Raw genomic sequence first — 16,788 nt, 5'->3', positions numbered from 1 at the left:
CTCACAGGTCGCCGTGGCCGAGGGCGGCCGCGAGCCGCGTCACCAGGTCGTACGCCGCGTCGGGAATCACCGTGCCGGGCGGGAACACCGCCGCCGCTCCCATCTCCAGCAGCGTCGACACGTCCTGCGGGGGGATCACCCCGCCGACGACGATCATGATGTCGTCGCGGCCCTCCTCGGCGAGCGCTTCGCGGAGCGCGGGGACGAGGGTGAGGTGGCCGGCGGCCAGGGAGGACACCCCGACGATGTGCACGTCCGCCTCGACGGCCTGGCGGGCCACCTCGGCCGGGGTCTGGAACAGCGGGCCGACGTCCACGTCGAAGCCGAGGTCGGCGAAGGCCGTGGCGATGACCTTCTGGCCGCGGTCGTGGCCGTCCTGGCCCATCTTGGCCACCAGGATGCGCGGCCGGCGGCCCTCGTCGTCGGCGAAGGTGTCGACCAGGGCCCGGGTGCGCTCCACGTTCGGGGACTCGCCTGCTTCGTTGCGGTACACACCGGAGATCGTACGGATCTGGCCCGCGTGCCGCCCGTACACCTTCTCCAGGGCGTCACTGATCTCGCCGACCGTCGCCTTCGCGCGCGCCGCGTTCACCGCCAGTTCCAGCAGGTTGCCCTCGCCGCCGGCGGCCCGGGTGAGCGCGTCGAGCGCGTCCTGGCAGGCCCGCTCGTCGCGCTCCGCGCGCAGCCGCCGCAGCTTCTCGATCTGCTGGGTGCGCACCGAGGAGTTGTCGACCTTGAGGACCTCGATCTCCTCGTCGCTGTCGACGCGGTACTTGTTCACACCGATCACCGGCTGGCGGCCGGAGTCGATGCGGGCCTGGGTACGGGCCGCGGCCTCCTCGACGCGCAGCTTGGGGATGCCCGCGTCGATGGCCTGCGCCATGCCGCCCGCCTGCTCGACCTCCTGGATGTGCTGCCAGGCGCGGCGCGCCAGGTCGTACGTCAGCTTCTCGACGTACGCACTGCCGCCCCACGGGTCGATCACGCGCGTCGTACCGGACTCCTGCTGGATCAGCAGCTGGGTGTTGCGGGCGATGCGGGCCGAGAAGTCGGTGGGCAGCGCGAGCGCCTCGTCGAGCGCGTTGGTGTGCAGCGACTGGGTGTGGCCCTGGGTGGCGGCCATGGCCTCCACGCAGGTGCGGGTGACGTTGTTGAAGACGTCCTGGGCGGTGAGCGACCAGCCGGAGGTCTGGGAGTGGGTGCGGAGGGAGAGGGACTTGGTGTTCTTCGGGTCGAACTGCTTGACCAGCTTGGCCCACAGCAGGCGGGCCGCGCGCAGCTTGGCGATCTCCATGAAGAAGTTCATGCCGATCGCCCAGAAGAAGGAGAGCCGGGGTGCGAAGGCGTCCACGTCCAGGCCCGCGTCCCGGCCGGCCCGGATGTACTCCACGCCGTCGGCGAGGGTGTAGGCCAGCTCCAGGTCGGCCGTCGCGCCGGCCTCCTGGATGTGGTAGCCGGAGATCGAGATGGAGTTGTAGCGGGGCATCCGCTGCGAGGTGTACGCGAAGATGTCGGAGATGATCCGCATCGAGGGCTTGGGCGGATAGATGTAGGTGTTGCGGACCATGAACTCCTTGAGGATGTCGTTCTGAATGGTCCCCGCCAGCTTCTCCGGCGGTACGCCCTGCTCCTCGGCGGCGACGATGTACAGCGCGAGGACCGGCAGGACCGCGCCGTTCATCGTCATCGACACGGTCATCCTGTCCAACGGGATGCCGTCGAAGAGCTGGCGCATGTCGTAGATGGAGTCGATGGCCACGCCCGCCATGCCGACGTCACCGGTCACCCGCGGGTGGTCGCTGTCGTACCCGCGGTGCGTGGGCAGGTCGAAGGCGACCGACAGGCCCTTCTGACCGGCCGCCAGGTTCCGCCGGTAGAAGGCGTTGGACTCCTCGGCCGTGGAGAAACCCGCGTACTGGCGGATGGTCCAGGGCTGGTTGACGTACATCGTCGGGTACGGGCCGCGCAGGTACGGGGCGGTGCCGGGGAAGGTGGCCAGGAAGTCCAGGCCCTCCAGGTCCTGCCCGGTGTACAGCGGCTTCACCGGGATGCCTTCCGGCGTTTCCCAGAGCCGGTCGTCGCCGTCGGCGGCCTTCTTGAAGGCCGCGCGCCACTCGTCGGTGGCCGCGCTCCCGGCGGTGGGAGTACCCAGCTCGATCGCGGAGAAGTCGGGGATGGACATCAGGACACTCCCATGCGGTCGAGCGTGGCGGAGAGCACGGCAACGGCGTCGCCGCCGGCGGACACGTAGGTGTCGATGCCCGCGTACGTGCCGGGGCGGCCGGCGAGGAACACATGGCGTGCGCCCGCTTCACGGAGCGTCTGCGCGGTGGCCTCGGCCTGCTTCTCATACAGCGTGTCACTGGAGCACAGGCACACTTCCCGGGCTCCGCTCTCCCCGAAGGTGCCTTCGGTGACGGGTTCGATGCCGCCCGCCTGGAAGAGGTTGGCGGCGAAGGTCAGCCGTGCGGTGTGCGCTGCGGCCGGGCCGAGCGCGGCGAGGAAGACGCGGGGCCGTGTGCCGGTGGCGGCGAGGTGGGCGTCGGAGCGGGCCCGCAGCGCCTCGTACGCCTCGTCCCGCCGCACCCGGGGCAGGCCCCCGGCCGGCGGCTCGGGCGCGGGGTCGCGGACGACCGGCTTCTCCGCCAGGTGCGGGAACTCGCTGACTCCGGTGAGGGGTTCGCGTCGCGTGGCGAGCTTGGCGGACCGCTGTGACCAGGTCGCGGCCAGCCGCTCGCCGACCATGCCGGAGCGCAGCGCCGCAGCCTGCCCGCCGGACCGCTCGATCTCCTGGAAGAAGTCCCAGGCCGCGTGCGCGAGCTCGTCCGTGAGCCGCTCCACGTACCAGGAGCCGCCCGCCGGGTCGATCACCCGGGCGAGGTGCGACTCCTCGATGAGGATGGTGGAGGTGTTGCGGGCGATACGGCGCGCGAACGCGTCCGGCAGCCCGAGCGCGTGATCGAAGGGCAGTACGGTCACGGCGTCGGCGCCCGCCACTCCGGCGGCCAGGGTGGCGACCGTGGCGCGCAGCATGTTCACCCAGGGGTCGCGGCGCGTCATCATCACCGGCGAGGTGACCACGTGCTGGAGCTGCGCGCCCGCCTGCGGCGCCCCGCAGGCCTCTGCGACGCGGGCCCACAGCCGGCGCGCCGCGCGCAGCTTGGCGACGGTCAGGAACTGGTCGGCGGTCGCGGCGTACCGGAACTCCAGCTGCGCGCAGGCCTCTTGCGTGCTCATTCCGGCGTCGGTCAGCTCGCGCAGGTACGCGACGCCCGTCGCCAGGGAGCAGCCCAGTTCCTGCGCCGCGGATCCGCCTGCCTCGTGGTACGGCAGGGCGTCCACGGTCAGTGCCCGTATCCCGGGGTACCGCGCGGCGCACGACCGGGCCAGTTCGGTCACGGGAGCGATGTCGTACGAGCGTCCGGTGCGGGCCTCGTGGCCCAGCGGGTCACCGCCCAGGTTGCCGCGAGCGGCCTCGGCGGTGACACCACGCTCCTCGTACAGCCGCAGCAGCTCCCGCGCGGCCGGTGCGGCCTCGTCGCCCGCGTCCAGGACGACCGGCGCCAGGTCGAGGTACACGCCGTCGAGGGCGCGGCCCAGCGAGGCAATGGGAATGCCGGACCCTCCGACGGCCAGCCACAGGGAGGTGACGCCGTTCTCCAGGTCGGCCAGGACGGCGTCACCGTCCGCGACCGTGTGGCGCTGGCGTACGTCCCAGCCGCCGGCCGTATTGCCCTCCGGCCGGCCGCCGCGCACGAAGGGTGCGAAGCCGGGCAGGCCGGAGTCGGGCGCGTGGTCGCGCGCGGTGTAGAGGGGGCGGGTGCGAAGCCCGTCCTCCAGCGCGGTGGACAGGGCATACTCGGCCTCGGCGCCAGAGACTTCCTTGCCCGACTTGCGCAGCACACCCGCTACCAGGTGCTGCCACTGCTCATGTGTCGCGTCAGGGAACTCGGCCGCCAGGGAAAGCCCGTCGTCAGGCAGGACCGTCATGCTCGGATGTTAGGCCACGTTAACAATGGAGCGGCAGAGGGCAAGGCTGTGACCTTGTTCTCTTCCACCGGGTGGCATGAACCGCCGCCCTGCCGGGGTAGGGGACCGGGCCCCCGTCGAGAAGCGGCGGACGGACCGGCGGGGGATGGGATTACCAGGGTGCCCAACCATGTGCGGGTCGGATGCCGCAGCTGCACGACGGTTACGGGTACAACAGCGTCGGCATCGAGAAGATCGTCCGCGACCTGCGGGTCACCACATCCTGGAAGGAACCAACGAGATCATGCGCGTCATTGTGGCCCGCGGCCTGACGGAGGCGTCCGGATGACCGACGCGACCGGCACCACTGGCACCATCGGCACCGAAGAACCCGTCCTGCTGCACACCGCAGGCCGGGCCGCCCACCTCACCCTCAACCGCCCCAAGGCCCTCAACGCACTGACCCACACCATGGTCCGCCGCATCGACCGGGCGCTCACCGCCTGGGAGGACGATCCGACCGTCGAGACGGTGGTGGTCACCGGCGCGGGGGAACGGGGCCTGTGCGCGGGCGGCGACATCCGCGCGATCCACGACGACGCACGCAACGGCGACGGCAGCGCCTCCGCCGCGTTCTGGCGCGACGAGTACCGCCTCAACGCCCGCATCGCCCGCTACTCCAAGCCGTACGTCGCCGTCATGGACGGCATCGTCATGGGCGGCGGCGTCGGCATCTCCGCGCACGGCAGCATCCGCCTCGTCACCGAACGGTCCCGGATCGCCATGCCCGAGACCGGCATCGGCTTCGTACCGGACGTCGGCGGCACCTACCTGCTCGCCCGGGTCCCCGGCGAACTGGGCACCCACCTCGCCCTGACGGGCACACAGGCCGGTGCCGCAGACGCCCTGCTGTGCGGACTCGCCGACCACTACGTACCGTCCGCCGCACTCGGACAGCTCGTCGACGATCTGTCCCGCCTGCCCGTACGGGAGGCACTGAGCCGCCACGTGCAGGCCCCGCCACCGGGGGAACTGGCCGAGCGGCGGGAATGGATCGACACCTGTTACGCCGCCGACACGGTCGAGGAGATCGTCGGACGGCTGCTCGACCACGGCGACCCGGCCGCGAAGGAAGCCGCCGTAACCCTCATCGCCAGGTCGCCCACCGCCCTGAAGGTCACTCTCGCGGCACTGCGCAGGGCCCGCCGGCTCGGCCCGCTGGAGCGGGTCCTCGACCAGGAGTACCGGGTCTCCTGCGCGGCACTGACCACCCCCGACCTGGTGGCGGGCATCCGTGCCCAGGTCATCGACAAGGACCGGAATCCGCGCTGGTCACCGGCCACCCTCGCCGAGGTCACCGACGCCGACGTCGAGCGTTTCTTCGCGCCTCTCGGCGCGCGCGAACTCGGACTCGCCGCAGGGTCGGACACCACGACGGGATGACTTGGTGATCCGGTGAGCAGGACTGTCGCGTACCGTCGCGTTCATCGGAGTCGGCCATGAGGGCCGGAACACCCTGCGGTGTCCCGGCCCCAGAGCCGTCCGGTCAGCGCGCGGGCAGCTCGCCGCGGACCGTGCGGGCCGCGGCGACCAGGTTCTCCAGGGAGGCTCGGGTCTCGGCCCAGCCGCGGGTCTTCAGACCGCAGTCGGGGTTGACCCACAGCCGCTCGGCGGGGATCGCCTCCAGGCCGGTGCGGAGCAGCTCCGCCGCCTCCTCGGCGCTGGGCACGCGCGGGGAGTGGATGTCGTACACGCCGGGCCCGGCCTCCCGCGGGTAGCCGTGGGAGGCCAGTTCGCGTGCGACCTGCATGTGGGAGCGGGCGGCCTCCAGGCTGATGACATCGGCGTCGAGGTCGTCGATGGCCTGGACGATGTCGCCGAACTCCGCGTAGCACATGTGCGTATGGATCTGCGTGTCCGGGCGCACACCACTGGTGGTGAGCCGGAACGCCTCGGTCGCCCACGCCAGGTAGGCGGGGCGGTCAGCGGCGCGCAGCGGCAGGGTCTCGCGCAGCGCCGGCTCGTCCACCTGGATGACGGAGGTGCCCGCCGCCTCCAGATCGGTCACCTCGTCGCGCAGCGCGAGCGCGACCTGGCGGGCGGTGTCGGCGAGGGACTGGTCGTCGCGGACGAAGGACCAGGCGAGCATGGTGACCGGGCCGGTGAGCATGCCCTTGACCGGGCGGTCGGTCAGGGACCGGGCGTACTCCGTCCAGCGCACCGTCATGGGCTCGGGACGGGAGATGTCACCGGCCAGGACCGGCGGCCGGACATAGCGGGTGCCGTAGGACTGGACCCAGCCGTGCTGCGTCGCGAGGTAGCCGGTGAGCTGCTCGGCGAAGTACTGCACCATGTCGTTGCGCTCGGCCTCGCCGTGCACCAGGACATCCAGGCCGGCCTTCTCCTGGAAGGAGATCACCTCCTGGATCTCCGCCTTGATGCGCTCCTCGTAGCCGGCCGTGTCGATCCGGCCCGCACGCAGGTCGGCGCGGGCGGTGCGCACCTCGCCGGTCTGCGGGAAGGAGCCGATGGTGGTGGTCGGCAGCAGGGGCAGGCCGAGGTGGGCGCGCTGCGCCGCGGCCCGTCGGTCGTACGGCTGGGAGCGCCGGCCGTCGGCCTCCGTGACGGCCGCGGTACGGGCGCGTACGGCCGGGTCGCGGGTGATGGGGGAGCCGGCGCGGGAGGCCAGGTCGGCGCGGTTGGCGGCGAGTTCGGCCGCGATCGTGTCCGTGCCCTGTGCGAGGCCCTTGGCGAGGGTGGCGATCTCGGTGATCTTCTGGCGGGCGAAGGCGAGCCAGCGCAGGATCTGCGGTGCGATGTCGCGCTCGGGGGCCGTGTCGAGGGGGACATGCAGCAGGGAGCAGGAGGCCGACACGTCGACGCGGTCGGCGAGGCCGAGGAGCGTGCCGAGCGTGGCGAGCGAGGTCTCCAGGTCGTTGACCCAGATGTTGCGGCCGTTGACCACACCGGCGACCAGCCGCTTGCCGGGCAGCCCGCCGACGGCGGCGAGGGCGTCCAGGTTGGCGGCGGCCGCCTCGGTGAAGTCCAGGGCGAGGCCCTCGACGGGTGTCTTCGCGAGCACCGGCAGGGCGTTGCCGAGGCGGTCGAAGTAGGTGGCGGCCAGCAGCTTCGGGCGGTCGGTGAGGGCGCCGAGGTCCCGGTAGGCACGCTCTGCGGCGTTCAGTTCGGCCGGGGTGCGGTCCTGTACGAGGGCGGGCTCGTCCAGCTGGACCCACTCGGCGCCGGCGGCACGCAGGTCGGCGAGGACCTCGGCGTAGACGGGGAGCAGCCGGTCCAGCAGGGTCAGCGGGTCGAAGTCGGCGGCGACGCCGGGCGCCGGCTTGGCGAGAAGCAGGTAGGTGACCGGGCCGACCAGGACCGGACGGGCCGTCAGCCCCAGGGCGACGGCCTCCTTCAGCTCGCCGACCTGCTTGGCGGAGTCGGCGGAGAACACCGTGTCCGGGCCCAGCTCGGGGACCAGGTAGTGGTAGTTGGTGTCGAACCACTTGGTCATCTCCAGCGGTGCGACGTCCCGCGTACCACGCGCCATCGCGAAGTAGCCGTCGAGGCGGTCCGCTGCGACGGCGTCGCGGTGGCGGTCGGGCACCGCACCCACCATGACGGTGGTGTCCAGCACGTGGTCGTAGTACGAGAAGTCGCCGGTCGGAACCTCGTCGATGCCGGCGTCGGCCAGCTGCTGCCAGTTGGTGCGGCGCAGTCCGGCGGCGGTGGTACGGAGGGCATCAGCGGTGACGCGGCCCTTCCAGTATCCCTCGATCGCCTTCTTCAGTTCCCGGTTCCGGCCCTGGCGCGGGTAGCCGTACACGGTGGCCCGTGCTGCCGCGGCTGCGGACTTCGCTGTCACGGAGATCTCCTTCGCGAGATGAATCCCTGAGATCCCGGCAACGGGACGAGAACGCGAAGGGGTGACCCACCGGGCGGTACGGCCTCGCGCGGCAATGCGCGGCTTCCGCCTGGTAAGAAACGCCGACCCGCCCTCGAGGTCACCGGGATGCCGCGCACGAGTCGTCCGTACGCGGGCAGATGGCAGGTCTTCGGACTCATGGGCGCGTCCTCACCGAGGAGGACACCTACTGGCCGTCGCTTCCCGGGCCCACTCGGGCCCAGTGCGTATGACGGCGGTCGTTCCCACACACCGCTGCGGGGCAGTCCCGGATTCCCACCGGGTTCCCTCTTGCGACGCATCCCGCCTGGCGGACGGGGCGAACCAGCTGCACCGGACACCCTACGGGCCGCCCCCGCCCCGTGGCGGATCACGTCCGTCATTCGGTTGGTGAGCTGAGACACACGGTCACGGTGCTGGACACGGGCAGCGGGCGGGAAGCGCCGCACGCGCACTTCCCGCCCGTTCCCTGCGAGCACGCGCCGGTTCCCTCGGCCGGCGGTGCGTTCCGGGCCCCTCAGCCCGGTGGTCCGGGCACCCTCCGTCCGGCCGTGCCGGGATCCCACTCCCGGCCGTACATGTGGAGCCCCCGGCCGGACTTGCGGCCCGGCAGCCGCCGGACGTCCCCGCTCATGGCTGCTCCACCCGGCGCACGAGGTGGGCGGCATAGGCGTCCGGAGTGAAGAAGAGCGGCAACTCGCGTGCCAGCGCGTTGCGTTCGAAGAGATCCCGCACCTCCTCGACGGGCGCCCATGGGTACTCGGCGCCGAGCGACTCGGCTTCCTCGTCGAGCAGCCGCAGGACCGTCGCCCGGTCCAGGACCCGGTGCCGGAGCCACTGCCAGATCTGGACGCGGGCGATCTCGGCGGTGGCCGCGTCCGCCATGAGACCGTCCACGGCGACCGCGCCCCGGCCGTGCAGCCAGGCGGCGAAGTAGCGCAGGGCGACCGCGATGTTGGTCCGCACGCCTTCCGCAGTGGGCCGTTCGCTGATCCGGCGCACGGACAGCAGATGCGCCGCCGTCACCTCCACGTCGTCCCGCGTCCGGTCGATCTGGTGCGGCCGGTCGCCCAGCACGCCGTCGTACGCCTCGCGGCACACCCGCACGAGGCCGGGATGGGCGACCCAGGAGCCGTCGAAACCGTCCTCCGCCTCGCGCTCCTTGTCCAGCCGCACCTTGGCGAGCGCCGCTTCGCGGGCGGCCGGGTCCTTGCTCGGCACCTGCGCCGCCATGCCACCGATCGCGTGGGCGCCCCGCTTGTGGCAGGTGCGCACCAGCAGCTCCGTGTACGCGCGCATGAACGGAGCGGTCATCGTCACCTTCGCGCGGTCCGGCAGCAGAAAGTCGGTGCGGTGTCCGAAGGTCTTGATGAGACTGAACAGGTAGTCCCAACGGCCCGCGTTGAGGCCCGAGCTGTGCTCGCGCAGTTCGTAGAGGATCTCCTCCATCTCGAATGCAGCGGTGATCGTCTCGATGAACACGGCGGCGCGGACCGTGCCCCGCGGAATGCCCAGGAGTTCCTGCGCCGTGATGAAGATGTCGTTCCACAGCCGCGCCTCGTGACGGTTCTCCAGCTTCGGCAGGTAGAAGTACGGGCCGTGGCCGGCGTCGACCTGGCGTTGCGCGCAGTGGAAGAAGTACAGCCCGAAGTCGACGAGTGCGGCGGGCACCGGCGCTCCGTCGTACTCCAGGTGCGCCTCGTCCAGGTGCCAGCCGCGCGGCCGGACCACGAGGGTGGCGAGCCGGTCGTCGGCGGCGAGCCGGTACTCCCTCCCGTCGGGGGTGGTGAAGTCGATGCGCCGCTGGACCGCGTCGAGCAGAGCGATCTGACCGCCGATGATGTTTTCCCAGGTGGGCGAGGTGGCGTCCGCGAAGTCGGCCATCCACACCCGGGCTCCCGACTTCAGCGCGTTGACCGCCATCCGGCGCTCGGGCGGGCCGGTGATCTCGACGCGGCGGTCGGTCAGGCCGGGCGCGGGCGGTGCGACCCGCCAGTCGGGATCGGCCCGGACGGCGGACGTGACCAGGGGGAAGTCCAGCGGGGAGCCGCTGGCGAGGCGGAGCGCCTGCCGGCGGCGTTCCTTCATCAGCTCCCGGCGGCGTCCCCCGAAGCCCGCGGCCAGCCGGCCGACGAAGTCCAGCGCTGCGGGTGTGAGGATCTCGTCGTGGCGGTCGCCGGGCGCGGCGAGGACGCGGACACGGTGGGCGGGCGGTGCGGTGGTGGTCATCGGGTTCTCCTGCGGGAGGGGAGGAGCGGGGGGGGGCGGACGGGGGCGGTCGTCCGGCCCCCGTCCGGCCGGGCGGACCGGACGGCGACCTCGGCGGGGCGGCCTAGTGGAACTGCTCCGCCTCCGTGGAGCCGGCGAGCGCGGTGGTGGAGGAGGCGGGGTTGATGGCGGTGGAGACCAGGTCGAAGTAGCCGGTGCCGACCTCGCGCTGGTGCTTGACGGCGGTGAAGCCGTGCTCCTGTGCGGCGAACTCCTTCTCCTGGAGGTCGACGTAGGCGGTCATGCCGTGCTCGGCGTAGCCGCGGGCCAGGTCGAACATGCCGTGGTTGAGCGAGTGGAAGCCGGCCAGCGTGATGAACTGGAACTTGTAACCCATCGCGCCCAGCTCCCGCTGGAACTTGGCGATCTGGTCGTCGTCCAGCGCGGCCTTCCAGTTGAAGGACGGCGAGCAGTTGTAGGCCAGCATCTGGTCCGGGTACCGCGCGTGGATCGCCTCGGCGAACTCGCGGGCCTGGGCCAGATCCGGGGTGCCGGTCTCGACCCAGATCAGGTCGGCGTACGGGGCGTAGGCGAGGCCGCGGGCGATGACGGGAGCCATGCCGTTGCGTACCCGGTGGAAGCCCTCGGCGGTCCGCTCGCCCGTCAGGAACTCGGCGTCGCGCTCGTCGACGTCACTGGTGATCAGGTTGGCGGCGAGCGCGTCGGTGCGGGCGACGATGACGGTGGGGACGTCGGCGAGGTCGGCGGCCAGCCGGGCCGCGTTGAGGGTGCGGACGTGCTGCGAGGTGGGCACCAGGACCTTGCCGCCGAGGTGGCCGCACTTCTTCTCGGAGGCGAGCTGGTCCTCGTAGTGGATGCCGGCCGCACCCGCCGCGATCATGGCCTTGGTGAGCTCGAACGCGTTCAGCGGGCCGCCGAAGCCGGCCTCCGCGTCGGCGACGATCGGGGCGAGCCAGTCCGTCGTGTCCCCGGCGTTCTCGGCGGTGGCGATCTGGTCGGCACGCAGCAGTGCGTTGTTGATCCGGCGCACCACCTGCGGCACCGAGTTCGCCGGGTAGAGGCTCTGGTCGGGGTAGGTCTGGCCGGCCAGGTTGGCGTCGGCGGCGACCTGCCAGCCGGACAGGTAGATCGCCTGGAGGCCGGCCTTCACCTGCTGCACGGCCTGACCACCCGTCAGCGCGCCCAGGGCGTGGACGTAGTCGCTCTCGTGCAACTGCCGCCACAGCCGCTCGGCACCGCGCCGCGCGAGAGTATGCTCCTCGCGGACGCTGCCGGCGAGCCGGACCACGTCCTCGGCGGTGTAGGTGCGCTCGATGCCCTGCCACCGGGGGTCGGTGGCCCAGCGCCGCGCGAGTTCCCCGGCCGCCTGCGTCCTTGCCTCTGCCATGACTGTCACCGTCTCCTCGGTCCTGCTGTGTCTGCGGTCTGGTGTGCGTGCGGGCTGTTGTGTCTACGGGCTGTTGTGTCTGCCAATCCCGTACGTTCTTCTCGTGCGAGTGGCACTGCGTGTCGCGAAGCGAATTGCGGCCCACCGGCACCGGGGAGGCGCTGGTGAGCAATGCTGCCGGTCCAGGCTGCCAACAGTGCCGGGATTACCGATGTCAGAGCAGGAATCGGGTCCCGGTTGCGGGCGGTGCCGGTCGGTTCCGGTGGGCCGCACTGCGACTCTCGCACTGGCACTGAGTGCCAGCAACCGTGGAGCCCTGCCAACCTTTGCGAATCTTCCTGCCGCCTTTTGCCAACATTGCGAAGCCCCCGCCGCACACCTTTCCCCGTACGCTGTGACCGTTCCGCACACGGAGGAGGAGCGCTGGTGAGCAAGACCTACGCGGGGGCGCGGCTGCGGAGACTGCGCGAGGAACGCCGGATGAGCCAGGCGGAACTCGCCCGCGCACTGAGCATCTCCCCGAGCTACCTGAACCAGATGGAGCACGACTCCCGCCCGCTCACCGTCCCGGTACTGCTGCGGCTCACCGAGACCTTCGGCATCGACCCCGGCTTCTTCTCCGAACGCGACACGAGCCGGCTGCTGGCGGACCTGCGCGAGGCGCTGGCCGGTGAGGTCGCCGACTCCCGGGTGTCCCCGTCCGATCTCGCCGACCTGGCCTCACGCATGCCCTCGGTGGCACAGGTACTGATCGATCTGGGGCGCCGCAATCAGGCGCTGGCCGAGCGGCTGGCCGGTGCCGCCGACGGCCGCGACACCGTCCGCACGCTGCCGCACTCACCGCACGAAGAGATCCGGGACTTCTTCTATCGCCGCCAGAACTACCTGCACGACACCGACCTCGCGGCCGAGCGGCTCGCCGAGGAGATCGGCATCCGGCCCGGCGACGTCGTCCGCGCGCTCACGGCGCGACTGGCCGACGCGCACGGCGTCCGCCTCGCAGCGTCCGGCACCGCCGGCCACCTGCACCACTACGACGAGGCCACCCGCACCCTGCACCTGTCGGCCCGGTTGCGCCCCGGGCAGCGCGCCTTCCGCCTCGCGACCCAACTGGCCCTGCTGGAGTACGACAAGGGCCTGGACCGGCAGGCGGCCGAGGACTTCCCGCCCGGCTCACCCGCCCACGCACTGGCCCGCATCGGCATCGCCAACTACTTCGCCGCCGCGCTGATCCTCCCGTACTCGGCCTTCCACGCGGCGGCCGAGGAGGTGCGCTACGACATCGAGCGGCTCACCGACCGCTACGGTCTCGGCTACGAGACCGTCTGCCACCGCCTGAGCACACTCCAGCGCCCGCGACTGCGCGGCGTACCCTTCTCCTTCGTCCGCGTCGACCGGGCCGGCAACATGTCCAAGCGGCAGTCCGCGACCGGCTTCCACTTCTCCCGGGCGGGCGGCACCTGCCCGCTGTGGAACGTCTACGAGGCGTTCGCTGCCCCCGGCCGCATCCACGTCCAGGTCGCGGAGATGCCCGACGGCCAGCGCTACCTCTGGACGGCGCGCGCCGTCACCCGGCACCGCGGCGGCTGGGGCGAACCGGGCAAGACCTACGCCATCGGCCTGGGCTGCGAGATCCGGCACGCCCATCGTCTCGTCTACTCGGAGGGGCTGGACCTCGCCAACGCCTCGGCCGCCACCCCCATCGGCATGGGCTGCCGCGTCTGCGAACGTCTCGACTGCCCCCAACGCGCGGCCCCGCCCCTCGGCCGTCCCCTGCAGATCGACCAGAACAGCACCACGTTCGTGCCGTATCCGGTGTCGGGCACGGCGGGATGACCCGCACGCACCGCCCATCACGTGCTGGTACGGTCCGCGCCGGGCCTCAGGGCCGGTAGACGCACTCCGCCGGCGTCGCGTGCTTCTGCCAGCCCAGCGACTCGTACAGTGCGCGCCCGGCGTCGGTCGCGCCGTGCACGCCGAGGGCCGCCCCTTCCGCCACGGCGTGGTCGGCGAGCGCGCGCATCACGAAGGCGCCCAGCCCGCGCCGTCGGTGGGCTTCCTCGGTCGCCACGCGGTCGACGACCGCGGCTTCCCCCAAGGCGGCCAGCTGCCCGGTGGCGGCCTGCTCGCCCGCCGCGTCCAGCACCCGGACGTAGGTGACGCCGCCGACGGTCTCCACGGACGCGGTGTACCCCTCGGGCGCGACCGGATGCGTGGCGACCAGGTCAACGGCCATCAGATGTCCGGTGGACGCCCGGGCCACCACCCGCCCCCGGGCCATCCACGGCTCGATGTCCGCCGGCTCCGCCGGCATCTTCATCCAGGTCCGCGGCTCGGACACCGAGGCGGCGGCGTCGCGGACCAGTGACTCCTCGGTTCTGGGCAGGACATGGCGCCCCACCTCGTCGGGACTGCCGGCGACCTCACACCGGCGGGGGCGAGTCGGGCCGCGAAGCCAGGCGCCGGTGGACCTAGCATGGCGGCATGGCCGTCGACCTCTTCGCAGGTATCCCAGTGAGTGACTACGCGGTGGCGCTGGACTGGTACGAGCGGCTGCTCGGCGCCCCGCCGGTGTTCCTCCCGAACGACTCCGAAGCCGTATGGGAGCTGGCGGAACACCGGTACGTGTACGTCGAGCACCGGCCTGGACACGCGGGCCACGCCATGCACACGCTCTTCGTCGACGATCTCGACGACCGTGTGGCCGGCATCGCCGGCCGAGGGCTGGAGCCCACGGACCGCGAGACCTACTCCAACGGCGTACGCAAGGTCACCTACCGGGACCCGGACGGAAACGAGATCGGCTTCGGCGGCGCTCCACGCTGACCGTTGACGCGGACTGTCAACGCGTCAGCCGGCAGCCTGCGTGCCGCCGTTGGATGAGTCGCAGTAAGTTCGAGGGCCATGCGGACGACCAAGTACGCCCACGCCTGCGTACTGCTGGAGAAGGACGGCCGCGTGCTGGTCATCGATCCCGGAACGTGGTGCGAACCGGCGGCGCTCACGGGCGCGGACGCCGTGCTGGTGACGCACGAACACACTGACACATCGATGTCCTGCGGCTGGCCGGCCTCGGCGTCCCGGTCCATGCCCCTGCCGAGTCGGACATACCGGGGCTGGAGGTGATCCGGGTGTCGCCCGGCGCGGAGTTCCTGCCGCCTGCTTCCGTGTACAGGCGGTCATCGTGGGTGAAGACGGCGGAGGCGATCGACTTCGTCAAGGCGATCGCACCGCGGCGGGCGTTCGCGATGCACGACGCACAGCTCAACGATCGCGGCCTCAACAGCGTCAACGGCTGGTTCGCCGAGGCGATCGCCACCGACTACCGGTATCTGAGGCCCGGCGCGTCGGCCTGAGCGCCGGCCCTGAGTGCCGTGTCCGGCTGAGCGCTGCGACCGGGACAGCAGGAAGCTGTGGTCAGCCTCCGTGTGCGGTGAGGGCGTACCCCTCGGGCCCTTCGAAGGAGAACATCGGCCCGAAGGGGCTTTCAGCGACAGGGGTCAGGATCTTGACTCCGGCGGCGGTGAGCTGGTCGTGAAGCGCGTGGGCGTCCGAGGTCCGGAACCAGAGCGCCACGCCGAGGCCGGGCCGTGCGGTTTCGGCGAGGTCGACGCCAGGGAGCGGCTCGCGCACGGCGAACGGGGTCGGCTTGGTGTCGAACACGACGGCGTGCGGTGGCGAGAACGCGGCCCGGCGCAGCCCCAGATGCCGCTCGCAGAAGTCCGCGGCCGCTGCCAGGTCGCGGACCTGCAGGGCAACGAAGTCGGGGCCGTCGATGCTGACAGTCATGGGTTTCCTCGATCCTTATGTCAGAACACGCGCAAACGCACACATCGCACACAGCGAGCATCAGGGGCGACGGCGTGCCGCATGTCAGAACTTTGACATGAAGGAGGGTGGGGCGACGAGCTGACCTATGTCAAAATACTGACATGACGGAGAGTATGCCGACCGAGCCGCCCCATCGCGCGGAGGACGTCACCCAGCACGTGGGATACCTGCTGAAGCGCGCCCAGTCCGCCCTGCGCGGCGCCATGGACAAGGTCCTGCGTGAGCACGGGCTGACGGTGCCGCAGTACGCCACCCTCGAACTCCTGGCCCTGCGTCCCGGCATGTCCAACGCCGACCTCGCCCGGGCGACCTTCGTCACCCGGCAGTCCGGAAACGTCGTCCTGCGGGGTCTCCAGGACGCGGGGCTGATCGCCCGCCCCGACACCGCGGACCACGGCCGCGCCCGGCCCGCCCGCCTCACGGAGGAAGGGCACACGCGGCTGGCCGCGGTCCAATCCGCCGTCTACGCCGTCGAACAGCGCATGGTCGACGCGATCCCGCAGGACCGCATGGCCGCCCTGCTCGCCGACCTCGACCACATCGCGGCAGCCCTGGAGGAATGACCCTTCGCGGGGTGGCCGTCTCGACGGAGGTCTCCGCGGAAGTGTGTTGCACGCCCGCACCGGAACGTCGTGGGCCACCCGCGCCGCCCCGGTCAGCCGCGCGAGCGCGCCCGTAGCCGGTCACTGAACGGCAGCGGCCGTGGAGGTGGGGCGGCCCACTCAGCGCAGCCGATAGGAACGTGTGCGCTCTCCCGTACGCACTATCAGGCCGCGCTCCTCCAACTGCCGCAGCTGGTAGAGCGCCGACGACGGACTCGACAGCCCCACCCGCCGGCCGATCTCCCGCACCGTCGGAGCCTCGCCGTGCTCGGCGATCCACTCCCGGATGCACGCCAGCATGTGCTCCTGCCGCTCGCTCAGCTCCTCCCGCACGACTCCGCCTCCCGCTCCTCAAGGGCGCGTGCCTGTCTGCGCAGCTCCGCGCGGGTGGCCGCCGAGCGTCGCTCGGTCGCCGTCCAGAACGGATGTGCCGCGATCCGGGCAGAGAGCAGCTGCAGTCGCCGGCGCAGCGCCGTCGTATGAGCCGGCCGCGCGGCGAGGGCGGCGTACGTGCGGTTCCAGTCGCGCTGCGCGTCGATCAGGTCCTGAGGAAATGGGGTGCTTCGCGCCATGGCTCGAATTAGACCACGTGTTCGATTTCCGATGCACGCGGACCACGCGCGCCGTGCAGCCCGCTATGCCGTGCTGCGAGCAGCTGACGGCGCCCCGCCGCTCAACAGGCGCAGCGTCCGCTCGGTCATGAAGAGCTGGCTGTAGGCATGGGGACGCCGCCGGCTCCGGTTGACTGGGCCCGCGTACTGCTCGCAACAGCGGAAAGAGGCCGGGCGTGCAGAGCCGCGGTGCGTTGATCGGCGTCCGTCCGCCGACCCGCCGAGCGAGGGAGCCGTGGAACCCGTTCCGCGAGT

Annotated in this window: 15 protein-coding genes, 1 pseudogene and 1 riboswitch; of the genes and pseudogenes, 7 read left to right on the top strand and 9 right to left on the bottom strand. The window is 71.6% G+C overall.

Going from position 1 to position 16,788, the window contains the following annotated elements; all coding sequences use genetic code 11:
• Nucleotide 1: 1 nt before the first annotated feature.
• Entirely contained in the window at nucleotides 2-2,182 is a 2,181-nt protein-coding gene (scpA, locus tag ACIGQF_RS08425) for a methylmalonyl-CoA mutase (protein ID WP_399707139.1), read from the bottom strand.
• On the bottom strand, nucleotides 2,182-3,990 hold the full coding sequence (locus tag ACIGQF_RS08420; protein WP_399707137.1) for a methylmalonyl-CoA mutase family protein: 1,809 nt from the start codon (nucleotides 3,988-3,990) through the stop codon (nucleotides 2,182-2,184). The genes scpA and ACIGQF_RS08420 overlap by 1 nt, the downstream gene beginning before the upstream one ends.
• Before the next feature lie 173 nt (nucleotides 3,991-4,163).
• Here ACIGQF_RS08420 and ACIGQF_RS08415 point away from each other — a divergent pair.
• Together ACIGQF_RS08415 and ACIGQF_RS08410 are read left to right on the top strand one after the other, a co-directional pair.
• Nucleotides 4,164-4,318: pseudogene (locus tag ACIGQF_RS08415) on the top strand (acyl-CoA dehydrogenase family protein); the annotation flags it as partial.
• A complete protein-coding gene (locus ACIGQF_RS08410; protein WP_399707135.1) occupies nucleotides 4,315-5,412 on the top strand; it encodes an enoyl-CoA hydratase/isomerase family protein in 1,098 nt (365 codons plus the stop codon). The pseudogene ACIGQF_RS08415 and the gene ACIGQF_RS08410, both read left to right, overlap by 4 nt.
• A gap of 103 nt (nucleotides 5,413-5,515) precedes the next feature.
• On the opposite strand, the gene metE is transcribed toward ACIGQF_RS08410, so the two are convergent.
• The 3 genes from metE to aceA form a co-directional block, all read right to left on the bottom strand.
• Nucleotides 5,516-7,834, bottom strand: a complete 2,319-nt coding sequence (gene metE, locus ACIGQF_RS08405; protein ID WP_399707133.1) for a 5-methyltetrahydropteroyltriglutamate--homocysteine S-methyltransferase — start codon at nucleotides 7,832-7,834, stop codon at nucleotides 5,516-5,518.
• A gap of 163 nt (nucleotides 7,835-7,997) precedes the next feature.
• Nucleotides 7,998-8,217, bottom strand: a riboswitch (cobalamin riboswitch).
• A 286-nt stretch (nucleotides 8,218-8,503) separates the two neighbouring features.
• Complete coding sequence (aceB, locus tag ACIGQF_RS08400) at nucleotides 8,504-10,102, bottom strand: malate synthase A (protein WP_399707130.1); 1,599 nt, start codon at nucleotides 10,100-10,102, stop codon at nucleotides 8,504-8,506.
• Between the two features lie 103 nt (nucleotides 10,103-10,205).
• A complete protein-coding gene (aceA, locus tag ACIGQF_RS08395; RefSeq protein WP_399707128.1) occupies nucleotides 10,206-11,489 on the bottom strand; it encodes an isocitrate lyase in 1,284 nt (427 codons plus the stop codon).
• Between the two features lie 426 nt (nucleotides 11,490-11,915).
• On the opposite strand from aceA, the gene ACIGQF_RS08390 reads away from it, so the two are divergent.
• Nucleotides 11,916-13,325 (top strand): short-chain fatty acyl-CoA regulator family protein, encoded by a 1,410-nt coding sequence (locus tag ACIGQF_RS08390; protein ID WP_399707126.1) that lies wholly within the window; start codon nucleotides 11,916-11,918, stop codon nucleotides 13,323-13,325.
• 46 nt (nucleotides 13,326-13,371) lie between these two features.
• Here ACIGQF_RS08390 and ACIGQF_RS08385 read toward each other — a convergent pair whose 3' ends face one another.
• Nucleotides 13,372-13,890 (bottom strand): GNAT family N-acetyltransferase, encoded by a 519-nt coding sequence (locus ACIGQF_RS08385; RefSeq protein ID WP_399707125.1) that lies wholly within the window; start codon nucleotides 13,888-13,890, stop codon nucleotides 13,372-13,374.
• 83 nt (nucleotides 13,891-13,973) lie between these two features.
• Here ACIGQF_RS08385 and ACIGQF_RS08380 point away from each other — a divergent pair, with 83 nt between their 5' ends.
• From ACIGQF_RS08380 to ACIGQF_RS08370, 3 genes are all read left to right on the top strand, one after another.
• Entirely contained in the window at nucleotides 13,974-14,315 is a 342-nt protein-coding gene (locus tag ACIGQF_RS08380) for a VOC family protein (protein ID WP_399707124.1), read from the top strand.
• A 78-nt stretch (nucleotides 14,316-14,393) separates the two neighbouring features.
• Nucleotides 14,394-14,615, top strand: a complete 222-nt coding sequence (locus ACIGQF_RS08375) for an MBL fold metallo-hydrolase (RefSeq protein ID WP_399707123.1) — start codon at nucleotides 14,394-14,396, stop codon at nucleotides 14,613-14,615.
• A 62-nt stretch (nucleotides 14,616-14,677) separates the two neighbouring features.
• Nucleotides 14,678-14,845, top strand: a complete 168-nt coding sequence (locus ACIGQF_RS08370) for a hypothetical protein (protein ID WP_399707121.1) — start codon at nucleotides 14,678-14,680, stop codon at nucleotides 14,843-14,845.
• 61 nt (nucleotides 14,846-14,906) lie between these two features.
• Here the strand turns inward: ACIGQF_RS08370 and ACIGQF_RS08365 are convergent, their stop codons facing one another.
• On the bottom strand, nucleotides 14,907-15,278 hold the full coding sequence (locus ACIGQF_RS08365; protein WP_399707120.1) for a VOC family protein: 372 nt from the start codon (nucleotides 15,276-15,278) through the stop codon (nucleotides 14,907-14,909).
• Between the two features lie 143 nt (nucleotides 15,279-15,421).
• On the opposite strand from ACIGQF_RS08365, the gene ACIGQF_RS08360 reads away from it, so the two are divergent.
• Nucleotides 15,422-15,883 carry a MarR family winged helix-turn-helix transcriptional regulator gene (locus tag ACIGQF_RS08360; protein WP_399707118.1) on the top strand — a complete coding sequence of 154 codons (462 nt, stop codon included), beginning with the start codon at nucleotides 15,422-15,424 and terminating at the stop codon, nucleotides 15,881-15,883.
• Nucleotides 15,884-16,042: 159 nt separating this feature from the next.
• On the opposite strand, the gene ACIGQF_RS08355 is transcribed toward ACIGQF_RS08360, so the two are convergent.
• Both ACIGQF_RS08355 and ACIGQF_RS08350 read right to left on the bottom strand, forming a co-directional pair.
• Nucleotides 16,043-16,255, bottom strand: a complete 213-nt coding sequence (locus ACIGQF_RS08355) for a hypothetical protein (protein ID WP_399707116.1) — start codon at nucleotides 16,253-16,255, stop codon at nucleotides 16,043-16,045.
• Nucleotides 16,240-16,494: a hypothetical protein gene (locus ACIGQF_RS08350; RefSeq protein WP_399707115.1), complete on the bottom strand. Its 255-nt coding sequence runs from the start codon at nucleotides 16,492-16,494 to the stop codon at nucleotides 16,240-16,242. The genes ACIGQF_RS08355 and ACIGQF_RS08350 overlap by 16 nt, the downstream gene beginning before the upstream one ends.
• Between the last annotated feature and the right edge of the window lie 294 nt (nucleotides 16,495-16,788).

The organism is Streptomyces sp. NPDC053560 (genome assembly GCF_044544605.1).
GTDB lineage: Bacteria > Actinomycetota > Actinomycetes > Streptomycetales > Streptomycetaceae > Streptomyces.
The sequence above is the reverse complement of the archived record's forward strand: the minus strand, read 5'-3'. Positions and strand labels throughout refer to the sequence as shown.

What these genes read in the sequence shown, in the direction of transcription:
- scpA (WP_399707139.1), bottom strand. Translation starts at nt 2,182, where the DNA reads ATGTCCATCCCCGACTTCTCCGCGATCGAGCTGGGTACTCCCACCGCC.
- ACIGQF_RS08420 (WP_399707137.1), bottom strand. Translation starts at nt 3,990, where the DNA reads ATGACGGTCCTGCCTGACGACGGGCTTTCCCTGGCGGCCGAGTTCCCT.
- ACIGQF_RS08410 (WP_399707135.1), top strand. Translation starts at nt 4,315, where the DNA reads ATGACCGACGCGACCGGCACCACTGGCACCATCGGCACCGAAGAACCC.
- aceB (WP_399707130.1), bottom strand. Translation starts at nt 10,102, where the DNA reads ATGACCACCACCGCACCGCCCGCCCACCGTGTCCGCGTCCTCGCCGCG.
- aceA (WP_399707128.1), bottom strand. Translation starts at nt 11,489, where the DNA reads ATGGCAGAGGCAAGGACGCAGGCGGCCGGGGAACTCGCGCGGCGCTGG.
- ACIGQF_RS08380 (WP_399707124.1), top strand. Translation starts at nt 13,974, where the DNA reads ATGGCCGTCGACCTCTTCGCAGGTATCCCAGTGAGTGACTACGCGGTG.
- ACIGQF_RS08375 (WP_399707123.1), top strand. Translation starts at nt 14,394, where the DNA reads ATGCGGACGACCAAGTACGCCCACGCCTGCGTACTGCTGGAGAAGGAC.
- ACIGQF_RS08365 (WP_399707120.1), bottom strand. Translation starts at nt 15,278, where the DNA reads ATGACTGTCAGCATCGACGGCCCCGACTTCGTTGCCCTGCAGGTCCGC.
- ACIGQF_RS08360 (WP_399707118.1), top strand. Translation starts at nt 15,422, where the DNA reads ATGACGGAGAGTATGCCGACCGAGCCGCCCCATCGCGCGGAGGACGTC.
- ACIGQF_RS08350 (WP_399707115.1), bottom strand. Translation starts at nt 16,494, where the DNA reads ATGGCGCGAAGCACCCCATTTCCTCAGGACCTGATCGACGCGCAGCGC.